The 13,330-nt window shown below is 29.4% G+C and carries 14 protein-coding genes; 10 read left to right on the forward strand and 4 right to left on the reverse strand.

What is annotated here, in order from left to right; all coding sequences use genetic code 11:
• Positions 1 to 1,669: alpha-2,3-sialyltransferase (locus BGS43_RS10120; protein ID WP_096568866.1), on the reverse strand; the 1,669-nt coding region annotated here is incomplete at its 3' end.
• A 74-nt stretch (positions 1,670 to 1,743) separates the two neighbouring features.
• On the opposite strand from BGS43_RS10120, the gene rimO reads away from it, so the two are divergent.
• The gene (gene rimO / locus BGS43_RS03890; protein ID WP_096568869.1) at positions 1,744 to 3,063 is read left to right on the forward strand and encodes a 30S ribosomal protein S12 methylthiotransferase RimO; all 1,320 of its coding nucleotides are present in this window, start codon (positions 1,744 to 1,746) and stop codon (positions 3,061 to 3,063) included.
• Positions 3,053 to 4,018 carry a tRNA lysidine(34) synthetase TilS gene (gene tilS / locus BGS43_RS03895; protein WP_096568872.1) on the forward strand — a complete coding sequence of 322 codons (966 nt, stop codon included), beginning with the start codon at positions 3,053 to 3,055 and terminating at the stop codon, positions 4,016 to 4,018. Before rimO ends, tilS begins: the two co-directional genes overlap by 11 nt.
• Here tilS and BGS43_RS03900 read toward each other — a convergent pair.
• Genes BGS43_RS03900 through ciaI form a run of 3 tightly spaced genes read right to left on the reverse strand, consistent with a single transcriptional unit; the run spans position 4,001 to position 6,005 of the window.
• Positions 4,001 to 4,714 (reverse strand): EI24 domain-containing protein, encoded by a 714-nt coding sequence (locus BGS43_RS03900; protein WP_096568875.1) that lies wholly within the window; start codon positions 4,712 to 4,714, stop codon positions 4,001 to 4,003. The genes tilS and BGS43_RS03900 overlap by 18 nt on opposite strands.
• 1 nt (position 4,715) lies before the next feature.
• Entirely contained in the window at positions 4,716 to 5,405 is a 690-nt protein-coding gene (gene dut / locus BGS43_RS03905) for a dUTPase (protein ID WP_057033188.1), read from the reverse strand.
• Between the two features lie 36 nt (positions 5,406 to 5,441).
• Entirely contained in the window at positions 5,442 to 6,005 is a 564-nt protein-coding gene (ciaI, locus tag BGS43_RS03910) for an intracellular survival protein CiaI (protein ID WP_072231006.1), read from the reverse strand.
• Positions 6,006 to 6,079: 74 nt separating this feature from the next.
• Here ciaI and BGS43_RS03915 point away from each other — a divergent pair, with 74 nt between their 5' ends.
• From BGS43_RS03915 to BGS43_RS03950, 8 genes are all read left to right on the forward strand, one after another.
• Positions 6,080 to 6,487 (forward strand): hypothetical protein, encoded by a 408-nt coding sequence (locus tag BGS43_RS03915; RefSeq protein WP_002872351.1) that lies wholly within the window; start codon positions 6,080 to 6,082, stop codon positions 6,485 to 6,487.
• Between the two features lie 71 nt (positions 6,488 to 6,558).
• Complete coding sequence (gene kpsM, locus BGS43_RS03920; protein ID WP_096568878.1) at positions 6,559 to 7,341, forward strand: capsule polysaccharide transporter KpsM; 783 nt, start codon at positions 6,559 to 6,561, stop codon at positions 7,339 to 7,341.
• Positions 7,338 to 8,000, forward strand: coding sequence for an ABC transporter ATP-binding protein (locus tag BGS43_RS03925; protein WP_002781126.1), 663 nt, complete (start codon positions 7,338 to 7,340; stop codon positions 7,998 to 8,000). Before kpsM ends, BGS43_RS03925 begins: the two co-directional genes overlap by 4 nt.
• Entirely contained in the window at positions 8,000 to 9,118 is a 1,119-nt protein-coding gene (locus BGS43_RS03930; protein WP_044600505.1) for a capsule biosynthesis protein, read from the forward strand. Before BGS43_RS03925 ends, BGS43_RS03930 begins: the two co-directional genes overlap by 1 nt.
• Before the next feature lies 1 nt (position 9,119).
• A complete protein-coding gene (locus BGS43_RS03935; RefSeq protein ID WP_096568881.1) occupies positions 9,120 to 10,778 on the forward strand; it encodes a polysaccharide biosynthesis/export family protein in 1,659 nt (552 codons plus the stop codon).
• A 9-nt stretch (positions 10,779 to 10,787) separates the two neighbouring features.
• The gene (locus BGS43_RS03940) at positions 10,788 to 11,735 is read left to right on the forward strand and encodes a KpsF/GutQ family sugar-phosphate isomerase (protein WP_002826209.1); all 948 of its coding nucleotides are present in this window, start codon (positions 10,788 to 10,790) and stop codon (positions 11,733 to 11,735) included.
• The gene (locus BGS43_RS03945; RefSeq protein ID WP_002874993.1) at positions 11,735 to 12,124 is read left to right on the forward strand and encodes an adenylyltransferase/cytidyltransferase family protein; all 390 of its coding nucleotides are present in this window, start codon (positions 11,735 to 11,737) and stop codon (positions 12,122 to 12,124) included. Before BGS43_RS03940 ends, BGS43_RS03945 begins: the two co-directional genes overlap by 1 nt.
• Positions 12,121 to 13,329 carry a hypothetical protein gene (locus BGS43_RS03950; protein ID WP_096568884.1) on the forward strand — a complete coding sequence of 403 codons (1,209 nt, stop codon included), beginning with the start codon at positions 12,121 to 12,123 and terminating at the stop codon, positions 13,327 to 13,329. The genes BGS43_RS03945 and BGS43_RS03950 overlap by 4 nt, the downstream gene beginning before the upstream one ends.
• Position 13,330: the final 1 nt, after the last annotated feature.

Raw genomic sequence — 13,330 nt, forward strand, 5'->3', positions numbered from 1 at the left:
TCTTCCCAAACTCCCTCTTCAACCTAGGCACATCTTTGAATATAAATTTGATATACCCCCCCCCATACCAATTTTTATTAGCCTGCATTAAAGCTTCGCCTAGTTTATAAGTAAAACATTCTTTTTCTTTTAAAGCTTCATTATAATCAGGATAAGTTTCTAAAGGAGGTAAAGCTAAATTTGGATTTTCTTTTATTTTTTCTTCATAGGCTTTTTGTTCAAATTTATGTTTGTCTTTTATATAAGATAATACATAAGGCATTCTTATATATCCTAATATACTTTTTGAATTTTCTATCAAAGTTTGTCCTAGTTTATAAGATAAGTGGTTTTGTATACGAGCTTTAGCTGAATTAGCTTGAATAAAAGTAATTTTAGGATTTATTATGCTCATTTTTATACCCAAAGATTTAGCAAGTTTTTTACTTTCTAATTTTTTAACAACCAAATCTTGTTCTAGATTGGCTAATTCTAAACGTTGTTTTTTAATAGAAAAAGAATTAAGTTCATTTTGTAGGGTTGTTTTTTCTTGATTTAAAGTAGAGATGATATTATCTTTTTCTTTGATTTGTTTTTGCAAAGGAGCTAATTTAACTGGATCCATTATAGAACAATACTCATCTATAATTTCTTTATATAATTCTATAGGAGGAATTAAATGATTAAAATTATATTCTTTTGGTATTTCTATGTTTTCATTAGCTAAAGCTTCAAGATCTATTTCTTCTGTATGGTAATTACCTTTGGGGGAAGCTAGGAAGAAGGAGATGAGATTAATATTGTTTACCCCATTATTTAAAATTTTAGTATCATTAGTGATTTTAAATTGTCTATTGTATGTGTCAAAAAAGTATGAGAAGTTATAATCTAAACTTCGATTGAAAATTTGATCTTTTGGATTTTTAATTTGAATTTCACAAATACCTGAATCATTCCAAAGGTGAATTCCTAATAAATTTAGATTAAAAGTATTTTTATTAAAACTAATAACTTCTTTACTTTTTATGCAATAAACTTTTTCACTGCATAACCAACTTTGTTTGAATTTGAAATTAGTGAAATTTAAATTTATTGCTTTTTCAATTGGATAAAAATAAAATTGTGGATTATCATTTATAATATTTATTTTTTTTGGAAAAGAAAAATTTTCAATATTATTTGCTATATTTCTCCCAAGTTCTCTCATTATAAAATCAAAATCATGAGCTTCATCTCTTTGTATTAAGCTATATGAAGATTCTAAATGTTTTTTATTTACATTAATTACATTAAATCCGTATTTAATTGCTAATTTTATATGGAGTGTATTTACATATTTTACACAGTTTTTATTCAACCATTTTTGAGGTGTTGGAGCAATAAAACAAATAATTTTTTTCTTTAAAAAATATAATTCTTTGTAAAGCCAATTCATCACTTGATAGCTTTTTGGAAATAAATCGATAGAATTATATTGTGCAATATCATGAGTATTTGATCCTGTAATAATTAAATCCGCATTTTCTAAAAGTTTTTTATTTCTGATTAACTCATATAAATTTTGTAAACTTGGAGTTCCGCCTAAAGATAGATTAAAACACTTAAATCCGGTATCTAGAATTCCTTGAGTTATCCCATTTTTAAATGCGAAATGACTTTCACCTAATAAAACTATATTTTTTTCATTCATAAATTTTTCCTAATTATTATTTTGATATGATTTTAAGGAATTATTTTATCAAAAAATTTAAAAAAGCGAGAAAAATGTCAAAACTTTATCTTATGTCTTTAGGTTGTAATAAAAATTTAGTCGATAGTGAGATCATGCTAGGGCGCCTTAGTGCTTATGAACTTTGCGATGAACCAAGCAAAGCCGATGTTTTAATCGTAAATACCTGTGGCTTTATCGATAGTGCAAAAAAAGAAAGTATCAATGCGATTTTAGATTTGCACGAACAAAGAAAAAAAGATTCGCTTTTGGTTGTGACAGGTTGTTTGATGCAGCGTTACCGCGAAGAGCTTATGAAAGAGCTTCCTGAGGTTGATCTTTTCACAGGTGTGGGTGATTATGAAAGAATCGATGAAATGATACTTAAAAAAACAAATTTATTTTCAAATTCGACTTATTTGCAGGGTGAAAACTCCAAACGCATCATCACAGGTTCTAATTCGCATGCTTTTATAAAAATCGCCGAAGGTTGTAATCAAAAATGCTCTTTTTGTGCTATCCCAAGTTTTAAGGGTAAGTTAAAATCGCGTGAAATTTCTAGCATTATAGCCGAGCTTAAAGATTTGGTGGCTAGGGGTTATAAGGATTTTTCTTTTATCGCACAAGATACGAGTTCTTATTTGTTTGATAAGGGTGAAAAAGATGGGCTTATACGTTTGATTGATGAGGTAGAAAAGATCGAGGGTATTAAAGCGGCTAGAATTTTATATCTTTATCCTACAAGTGCGAGTGAGGCTTTGATCAAGCGCATTATAGCTTCTAAAATTTTTGTAAATTATTTTGATATGCCTTTGCAACACATAAGTGATAATATGCTTAAGATTATGAAACGCGGAGCAAATAGCACAAGACTTAAAGAAATGTTAAATTTGATGAAAAGTGCACCTGATAGCTTTTTGCGTACGGGTTTTATCGTAGGGCACCCAGGTGAAAGTGATGCGGATTTTGAGGAGCTTTGTGAATTTATCAAAGATTTTGGTTTTGATAGAGTGAGTGTTTTTGCGTATTCTAAAGAAGAAGATACAGCTGCTTTTGATATGGAGCAAGTGCCTTTTAAAGTGATCAATAAAAGACTTAAAATCATAGAAAAAATTGTTGATGAAGTGATAGAAAAAAGTTTTGAAAAAGAAGTAGGACAAAAGCGTTTGGTTGTTTGCACGGGTGAGAGTAGCGAGGGTGAGTTTTTTATCGCAGCTAAAGATTTAAGATGGGATAGAGAGATTGATGGAGAAATTCTTATCAATGAAAGCGAATGTGAGAATTTAGAAATGGGGCAAATTTATGAATGTGAAATCATTCAAAATGTTGATAAAAAACTCCTTGCTAAGGCTTTAAGAAAAGTAGATGCAAATTAAAGATGAAATTTTAGCCCTTTTAAAAAGGGGTAAAAATTTACTCGCTTTTTCTTATGGAAGTGATTCTAGTGTGCTTTTTTATCTTTTAATGCAAGAAAAGATCGACTTTGATCTTGTGATGATAAATTACAAAACGAGAAAAAATAGCGACTTAGAAGAGCAAAAAGCCAAGGAGCTTGCCTTGGAATTTCATAAAAAAATTTTCATAAAACACGCTCCTAAATTTCAAAGTAACTTTGAAAAAAAAGCCAGAGATTTTCGCTATGATTTTTTTGAAAAAATTTGTCTTGAGCAAGGTTATGACCATCTTATCTTAGCCCATCATTTAAACGATCAATTTGAATGGTTTTTGATGCAACTTTCACGAGGCGCAGGTTTGGCTGAAATTTTAGGTATGCAAGAGTGTGAAAAACGCTCAAATTATACACTTTTACGCCCTTTACTCTTTATAAGTAAAGATGAAATTTCATCTTTTTTAAAAGAAAAAGATATTTTTTATTTTCATGATGAAAGTAATGAAAATGAAAAATATTTTAGAAATTATATAAGAAAAAATTTCTCTAATGCCTTTGTGAGTGAATTTCACCAGGGTTTAAAAAGAAGTTTTTCTTATCTTGATAAAGATAGGAAAAAACTTTATGATTTTGAAAATATCAAAGAAATTCAAGGACTTCTTATTTGCCCTAAAAATGAAAGCTTGATTGCTAGAGCGGTGAAAATGAAAGGTTTGCTTTTAAGCACGGCACAAAGAAAAGAGCTTTTAAAGGGTGATTGTGTTTTAGGTGGCAAAATAGCACTTGTATATAAAAACGAACAAGCTATTGTTTTTGAATATGAAACTTGTCAAAAATTACCTAAAAATTTTAAAGAAGAGTGTAGAATAGCTAAAATTCCAAGACTTTTAAGAGCTTATTTATACAATCACAAAATCGATATTTCAAGCCTTAGCTTTTAGTTTTAAAATTCTTTGATAGCCTAAATGTGTGAGAAAAATCACAAAAAATACTTGCAAAAAAATTCCTAAAAGCGGGATAGATGAGAGCAAGTAAAAACACAAAGTGCTGAATTTAAATTCAAAAGCAGATGCTTGGGTATTGAAATTTTTAAAATTTTCTTTATCTAAAACCGAACTTGTTACATCAAGCATTAAAAGCTTATGAAAAAGATAATAAAAAGCAAGATAGTATACAAAAAGATTGATAAAAGGCAAAAATAAAGCCAAGGTGCAAAGTAAAAAAATTCCTATAAATTTCAAAAATATTTTGAAAATTTCAAAGATAGTTTTTAGGGTTGAAACTTCGTTTGTATTATTATAATGGTAATATTTTTGGTTGATTTCTTTAGCGATAAAAGGAGTAAGAAAAGAAGTGATAAAAAGGGCTAAAAAAACCGAAGCAAAAACAACAATAAAACCTGAAAATAAAAAACTTATGATGGTGATTAAAATTTGTACAAAATGAAGGGCATAAAACCACGCCCAAAACGAATCCTCTCCAACTCTAAATAAAGAATTAAAATAATCCAGCAAAGCCGAAAAGCCAAGTACTCCTAAAAAAAGCATCAGTACAAGACTAAAAATTAAAGGAATTAAGGCAAATTTTAAAAATTTAAGACTTAAAAAATCTTTGATTGCAAGTTTTAAAATATCCAAATTATGCCTTTTTGTAGCATTCTTCTAGTTTTTTATAAATAGTATCAAAATCAAGCTCTTGTTCTAAAATTTGAGCTAAAGCTTCATTGTCTTCTTTGCCATTCCAAGTTTTTTTATAGCTACCATCTTTGTAACCATTGTTTTGTCTAAAAATATTTAAAACATTTTTACCTATGTAGGTCTTATAAAGAATTTCAAGATTTAGCCCACATTTAATAGCTAGAGTAAAATAGGTTGAAAGTAATTCTCCAAGATTAAATCCAAAACCACTGCATTTATGGATAATAAGCTCTATATCATTTAAAATGCCATAAATATCACCCTCATTAGGGTATTCTTCTTCTTTGCAAAAATCTTGAAACACGTTTACAGCATTAACTTCTGTGGCTATAGCTTTGAAATCTTTATTGTTTTTATCGCGATACTCTTCAAGTAAAAGACTTAAAATAAAATGCCAAATATCGACAATCTCTATACGCACATTTTCCCAATTTGTCGGATTTGAAATGTTTTTCCAATGTTTCCATGCAAAAGAGTCTATAAGTTCTGCACATTCCATATAAATACAGCGTCTCCAACTGATCAGTTTTCCTTCTTTGGTGTAGCCATTTTCCCAATTTAAGCCGTTTGTTTCATCGTTGAGTTTTTGTTGGAGTTTGAGCATATTTTCTAAAATTTCGATATTTGTCATTTAAAAACTCCTTGATAATTTTTAATATTATATGATTTAAGCGTAAAGATTTAAACTATCATCTGTCTTATCTTGATTTTCCTTGGCTTTTTCTTGTTGTTTTTCAAGTTGTTTTTTCATTTGTTCTAAAACTTCATCGAGGAGTTTTTTACTATCTTCAAGCATAGAAGCATTGATATCTTTATCATTTGTTTGATTTTGTTTTAGTAAATCGCTGAGTTTATTTGTAAAATTATTCATAATAGCATTTTGATGGTTTTCATCATTTGGTGTTGGTAGAACATTTGCCATTTGCATAGCTGATTCTATAATTTCTTTTGGCTTTAACTCTCCGACTTTAGAATTTGCTAAAAAGTCTTTGATCATAGGTTCAACTTCTTTCATAGCATTTTTAATCTCATCAAGATCATTTTGTGTGAGCTTAGAGCCTTCAAAAGTAAAGCTAAAGCCATACTGACGTTTAAGATTTAGAGTTTTACCTTCTTCATTATTTGCATAACTTACGCTTTGATTGTCATACATAGATAAGGCTAAATGTTTGCCACTTTTTGTTGTATAATCCATCGAAAAACTTTGGTTTTTGCTAGCATCAATTTGCATTTCTTCCCCTTATATTTATAGTTTAAATTAAAAATCGGTTATTTTTAAAAATATTTTAGTATAATTTTTACAATATGGATGAAAGAATTTTAGAATTTATAAAAAATGAGCAGCTTTTATCTTGGGCTATGATTGATGAAAAAGGTGTTTATACAGCTAGTGCTTTTTATGTTTTTGATGAGAAGAATTTAGCTTTTATTATCGCTTCTCATGAAGATACTAAGCATATAAGATTAGCTAGTGAAAATTCAAGTATAGCACTTAATATAGCTAAAGAAAGTAAAATAGCCTTTTTAAAAGGTGTGCAAGCTAAGGCTGAGTTTAAAATGGCAAGCAAGGAGCAAATGAAAATTTATTTTTCTAAATTTCCCTTTGTTAAACTTGATAAAAGTGCAAAAATTTATGCCTTAGAGCTTTTTTGGCTTAAATTTACTAACAATGCTTTAGGACTTAGTAAAAAGCTTGAGTTTTGTAAAAAATAAATTTTTATGATTTTGTTTAAAAAAATGAGTTATGATTATGGTTTATGTAAATTGTTAGGTATAGAAAATAAATGTTAAATGTAATTCACGCTTTATTTTTTAGAGAGTTAAAAACTAGATTTGGAAAAAATAGGTATCTTGGATATATATGGGTAGTTGGAGAGCCTATGAGTGTTGTGCTTTTGGTGACTATTATAGGAACTGTTATTAGGGAATATCATCATCAAGTTATGCCTGAAGGAATTTCTATTTTTATGTTTTTGATTTCAGGCATTATGCCTTTTTTTATGTTTAGAAGTATAGTAACTCAGCTTATGAATGGTACTCAGGCAAATTTGGCTCTTTTTGCTTATAAACCTGTAAAGCCTATACATGTATTTATTGCTAGAACTTTGCTTGAATTTTGTATTTATTTTGTGATTTTTATCACTGTGCTTTTTTTTGCAGGATGGTTTTTTAGATTTGATGTATTTCCTGTTCATTTACTTGGAGTTTTATTTTGTATTTTTTTACTTATGTGCTCAGCTTTTGCTTTGGGGATTTGTTTTGCTATTATTTGGCATTTTGTAGAGCCTTTAAGAACTTTATTAGCTTATTTTAGCATAGTGTTTTATTGGAGTTCCGGGATTATATTTCCTACTTGGCTTATGCCAAGACCTTTACTTGATATATTTTATTATAATCCTTTGCTTCACATAATGGAGCTTTTAAGATTTAATTTTTTTGAAAATTATCCTTTGCAAGATGAATATAGTTATTTTTATGCTATATTTTGGATTTTACTTGTTTTATTTATAGGGCTTTTTATTTACTACTATAATAGACAAGCTTTAACGGCGGCAAAAAAAGAATGATAAAGCTAATTAATCTAACTAAATCTTATCCTTTATTTAGTGGTGGAAGGCATTATGTTTTTAAAAATTTTACTTTTGAATTTCCTGAAAATTGTAGCATAGGTTTAATGGGATATAATGGCGCAGGCAAGTCCACTCTCATGAGACTTTTAAGCGGAGCAGAGCTTCCTGATAGTGGCAAGATAATTACTAATAAAAAATTATCTTGGCCTTTGGGTTTAAATGGAGCTTTTCAAGGTTCTTTAACTGCCAGAGATAATGCTAAATTTGTAGCTAGGGTGTATGGATACAAGGGTAAAGAACTTCAAGAAAAAGTAAAATTTGTGGAGGATTTTGCTGAAATAGGAAAATTTTTTGATGAGCCTATGAAGACTTATTCTTCGGGAATGAGTGCTAGGATAGCTTTTGGACTTAGTATGGCTTTTGATTTTGATTATTATTTGATCGATGAGGCTGGAGCTGTTGGAGATCCTGCTTTTAGGGAAAAAAGCGTGAAATTATATAGAGAAAGATTAAGCAAATCAAAGGTGATTATGGTATCTCATAATGTAGCTGAAATTAAAGAATGGTGTGATAAAATAATTTATATGAAAAATGGACAAATTACGGTTTATGATGATGTAGATGAAGGAATAGCTGTATATCAAGGAAAAGCTTAATGGAAGAAAATAAAACTTTATTAGAAAAAATCAAAGATTTAAGTATATTTGATTCTTTTAAAATTGTTTGGTTTATAATGATTTTTGTTGTGATTTATTATACATTGATTGCAGCGCCAAGATATGTAAGCACGATGATTTTAGATGTTAGATCAACAAGTGGAGAAAGTGCTCAAACAAGTGGAATCTTGTCTTTGCTTAGTAGTACTTCTACAGCAAGCGAAGATTTAAATTATCTAAAAGGTTATATAGAATCAAGTGATATGTTAAAAATTTTGGATGAGAAAATTAAACTTAAAAGTCTTTATCAAGAACAACATATAGATTTGCCTTTTAAAATTTGGGATTCAAGTTCGATAGAATCTTATCTTAAATATTACCAAGCAAGAGTTAAGGTGCATACGGATGAAACTACTAAGCTTTTGCAGGTAGAAGTAGAAGGTTTTACACCTAAATCAGCTCATTTGATTGCTCAAACTATTATGCAAGAAAGCGAAAAGTTTATCAACGAAATCTCTCATAAAGCAGCTAGAGAACAAATGGCTTTTGCTGAAAATGAAGTACAAAAATACAAAGAACGATATCAAAAAGCACAAAATGATTTGATTGCTTTTCAAAATAAATATGGGGTTTTTGATCCCTTGAAACAAGCTGAAGCTAAAGCAAGTTTGGTTGCGCAAATTGAGACTAATTTAGCTCAAAAAGAAGCTAAACTTTTAACTTTACAAAGCTATATGAATGATGCAGCACCTGAAGTAGTAGCACTTAAAGCAGAAATTGAAGCGATTAAAAAACAGCTTTTAAGGGAAAAATCTAAAATTTCAGCTAACAATTCTTCTCAAAAGCTTAATGATTTGGCTGCTAAATTTCAAGATCTAACTATAGAAGGTACTTTTGCGCAAAAAGCTTATGAAGCAGCTTTAAAAGCTTATGAAAGTGCTAGAATAGAAGCATTAAGAAAAATAAAACAACTTGTCATCATTCAAAGTCCAGATATTCCAGAAAGCGCAAAATATCCTGAAAGAATTTATGATATTTTAACAGCGTTTATTGTATTATCTTTGATTTTTGGGATTGTTAAATTTATTAAAATGATAATAGAGGAGCATAAGTATTAAAATGAAAAAAATATTAATTTTACTTTTTAGTTGTATTTTATGTTTTGGAGCTGTGGATGTTTCACAAATCATTTCAGCAGAGGATCAAGGTTCTACTACAACTAGCATAGATCAAAATTTAAGCTCAAATTATGATATAGCAAATAAAGAAAATAATCTTACAAAAATTCATCAAATTTTAGTATTTGGCGCTCATCTTTTTAATGGAAATTTTAAAAATTACAATCAAAGAGTTTATAACCCAGATTATAAGATCGCAGTTGGTGATCAAATCAGTCTTAAAATTTGGGGAGCTGTTGAGTTTTCGCAAGTTTTAGTGGTGGATTCTCAAGGAAATATTTTTATCCCTAAAGTAGGAGCTGTAAATTTACTAGGTGTGAAAAATAGCGCCCTTGTAAGTGTTATAAAAGCACGTGTTAATAAAATCTATAAAAGCAATGTTTTTGTTTATGCAGATATGAATGCTTATCAAAATGTCAGTGTTTTTGTAACAGGAAGCGTTAATGCTCCAGGACTTTATCAAGGACTTAGTTCGGATTCAGTGATCCAGTATCTTGATAAAGCAGGGGGTATAAATTTAGAATATGGAAGTTTTAGAGATATTCAAATTTTGCGTAATAACAGCGTGATAAAAAATATTGATTTATATGATTTTTTACTAAAGGGGCAAATGGATCTTTTTCCTTTTAGAAGTGGAGATGTTATTTTAGTAGGAAATGTTCAAAATTACGCTTTTGTTAACGGTGATGTGCAAAGACCTTTTCGTTTTGAACTTTCAAATGATATTAAAACTTTAGCTGACTTAGCTAGAGTATCAGGTGCTAAACCTATCGTGACTAATGCTATCGTAAAAAGTTATGGTGAAGATCATAAACTTGATGTCAGTGTTTATAATAAAATGCAATTTTCAAAAGTTTTACTTAGAACGGGAGATGAGGTAGAATTTCACCCTGAGTATGTTTCTGAAAATATAACTATAAGTGTAAATGGCGAGCATAATGGTTTAAAAACTTTAGTTGTGGGTAAAGGAACGACTTTAGAAGATATTTCTAAATTAATTAAAGCCAATCCACAATCAAACATGCAAGCTTTACAAGTGTTTAGAAAAAGTGTAGCTAGAACTCAAAAAGAACTTATCAATGCTCAGCTTAAAGAGCTTGAAACTCTAGCTTTAACTAGTGGTTCTGTTACAGCTCAAGGTGCAGCTATAAGAGCTCAACAAGCAAAAACGATTTTAGAATTTATCCAAAGAGCTAAGCAAGTAGAGCCTAAGGGTCAAATTGTCATTGATAATCCAAAGTCTTATAATTCGGTTATTTTAGAAGATGGTGATACTATTAATGTACCAAGTAAGAATAATCTCATCATAGTTCAAGGTGAGGTTTCTTTACCTGGAGCTTTTGTGTATGATAAGGGCAAAGATTTAAGATATTATATCAATCTTGCAGGAGGTTATGGAGAAAGAGCGGATACTTCAAAAGTTTTGGTGATACGAAGCAATGGAAAAGCTGAAAAATATCATAGTGGTATAGATATGAAACCAGGCGATTCTGTGTTGGTATTGCCAAAAGTAGATAGTGAGAATTTGCAAATTTTTTCAATGTTAACTCAAATTCTTTATCAAATTGCTATTGCAACCAATGTTGTGCTTAATCTTTAAGGTTTAAAAATGAATACTCTTGAAATAGCCAAAGAAGTCTTTGAAAAAGAAGCACAAGCTATTTTGGATTTGGCTAAAAATTTAGATGAAAATTTTAATCAAGCTGTGAATTTGATGCTAAATACCAAAGGGCGTTGCATAGTCAGTGGAATGGGTAAATCGGGTCATATAGGTGCTAAGATAGCAGCTACTTTAGCAAGTACAGGAACGCCAAGCTTTTTCATCCATCCAGGAGAGGCTTTGCATGGAGATCTTGGAATGCTAACTCCTGAAGATGTTTTAATTGCTATTTCAAATTCAGGGGAAACTGAAGAAATTTTAAAAATCATTCCAGCTATAAAAAAGCGTAAAATTCCACTTATAGTAATGTGTGGTAAAAAAAATTCCACCCTTGTAAAGCAAAGCGATATATTTTTAAATATAGCTGTGGAAAAGGAAGCTTGTCCTTTGCAGCTTGCTCCTATGTCTTCGACAACCGCAACTTTGGTTATGGGGGATGCTTTAGCTGCTGCTTTGATGAAGGTAAGAAATTTCAAGCCTGATGATTTTGCCCTTTTTCATCCAGGGGGGAGTTTGGGGCGTAAGCTTTTAACCAAGGTAAAAGATCTTATGGTTTCAAGTAACCTTCCTATAGTGCATCCTGATACTGAATTTAACGATCTTGTTGATGTGATGACTAGTGGAAAGCTAGGGCTTTGTGTGGTACTTGAGAATGAAAAATTAGTGGGTATCATCACTGATGGGGATTTGCGTCGTGCTTTAAAGACAAGCGATAAACCAAGATTTGATTTTAGAGCTAAAGAAATCATGAGTACAAATCCTAAAGTAGTCGATGCTGATGCTATGGCAAGTGAAGCAGAAGAGATCATGTTAAAATATAAAATCAAAGAAATTATAGTAGGAAAAGAAGAAAAAGTTGTAGGGATTATCCAACTTTATGCAATAGGGAGGGTATAGTGAAAAATGTAATAACTTTTGGTACTTTTGATTTGTTTCATTATGGTCATTTAAGGATTCTAGAAAGAGCCGCATCTCTTGGAGATAAATTAATTGTTGGTGTATCATCAGATTCTTTAAATTTTGCTAAAAAGCATCGTTATCCTATATACAGCGAGCAAGAGAGATTAAATATAATATCTTCATTAAAATGCGTGTCTTGTGTATTTTTAGAAGAAGCATTGGAATTAAAAAGAGATTATCTTTTAAAATACCAAGCAAATATTTTAGTTATGGGAGATGATTGGAAAGGTAAATTTGATTGTTTTAATGATATTTGTGATGTAATTTATTTTGAAAGAACCCCAAGTATTTCAACGACAGAAATTATTGAGAGAATTAAATTATGAATTTAAAAGGTATATTTCGCAAAAGCTTTCGTGAAAGCAAAAAGGGGTATTTGCATTTGATTCTGTTGCATATGATTTTGATATATTTAATGCAGAAAAAAAGTAGACATTATATTTTTTTAAAATTGTGCAGTTATTTATCCAAAGTAAACATGAAGACGGTTTTTTATTATCAGGCTGAATTTTATTTTTTTTATGCTGAGTATAAAAAAGCTTTGAATTATATTGATTTATTTTTAGAAAAATATCCTTTAAATATAGATGGTAAATTACTTAAAATACAATTATTATATTTATTGGGCGATAAAACCAAAGCTTTATATGAGTTAGAAAAAATTCAACAAGAATCCAATCGTTTAAAAATATGGATGTTAATGAGCAAGTTGGTTGATACTAAAATAGATCTTAAAAATATGGAAAAATTGTATTTAAAATACATAGAAAAAAAAAGAAATATTAGTACAAAGATTGAAATTCAAAAATATATATCTAGTGCCGCAGCTAGTATTGAAGCTTATGATATAGCTGAACATTATCTAAAAAATTCATTAAAGCTACATGAAAAATTTTCTTTAAAAAATACTAAAAAAAAATACTTTTCAAAATATGATGCCTTGATAGCTTTGGAAGATTTATCTAGTGTTTTTAATTCATTAAATATAAAGTTTTTTTTAGTCAGTGGTACTTTTTTAGGTTGTATTAGGGAAAATAATTTTATATCGAATGATTATGATATTGATGTTGGGGTTTGGGAAGAAGATTTTAGCAACGAATTAAAAATAGCTTTAGAACAATATGGTACTTTCTATATTCATGATCCAAAATGGAAAGGTGGGATTAAGCTTAAACATATCAATGGTATATTGATTGATATTTTTATTCACTATAAAGATGGTTGCAAGCATTATCATTTAGGATCTGCTGTTAAATGGTATAACTCAACTTTTGATTTAATTAAGTATGATTTTTTAGGTAAAGAATATTTTGGTTTTAAAGAATATGATCGTTATTTAAGTGAAAACTACGGTGATTGGAGAATCCCCAAAAAAAATTTTGATAATATTCTAGATACTCCAAATGCGGTAATTTTTAACGAAAATAATTTTATATTGCATTTGTATAGTCTTTTAATGAAGCAATATGCAATAGATTACAAAAATACAATTTTAGACTTATTAAAAAAATATAAGTTTAGAGAGGATTAAA

Origin of the sequence: Campylobacter sp. 110 (genome assembly GCF_002383965.1) — a bacterium.
Lineage (GTDB): Bacteria > Campylobacterota > Campylobacteria > Campylobacterales > Campylobacteraceae > Campylobacter_D > Campylobacter_D coli.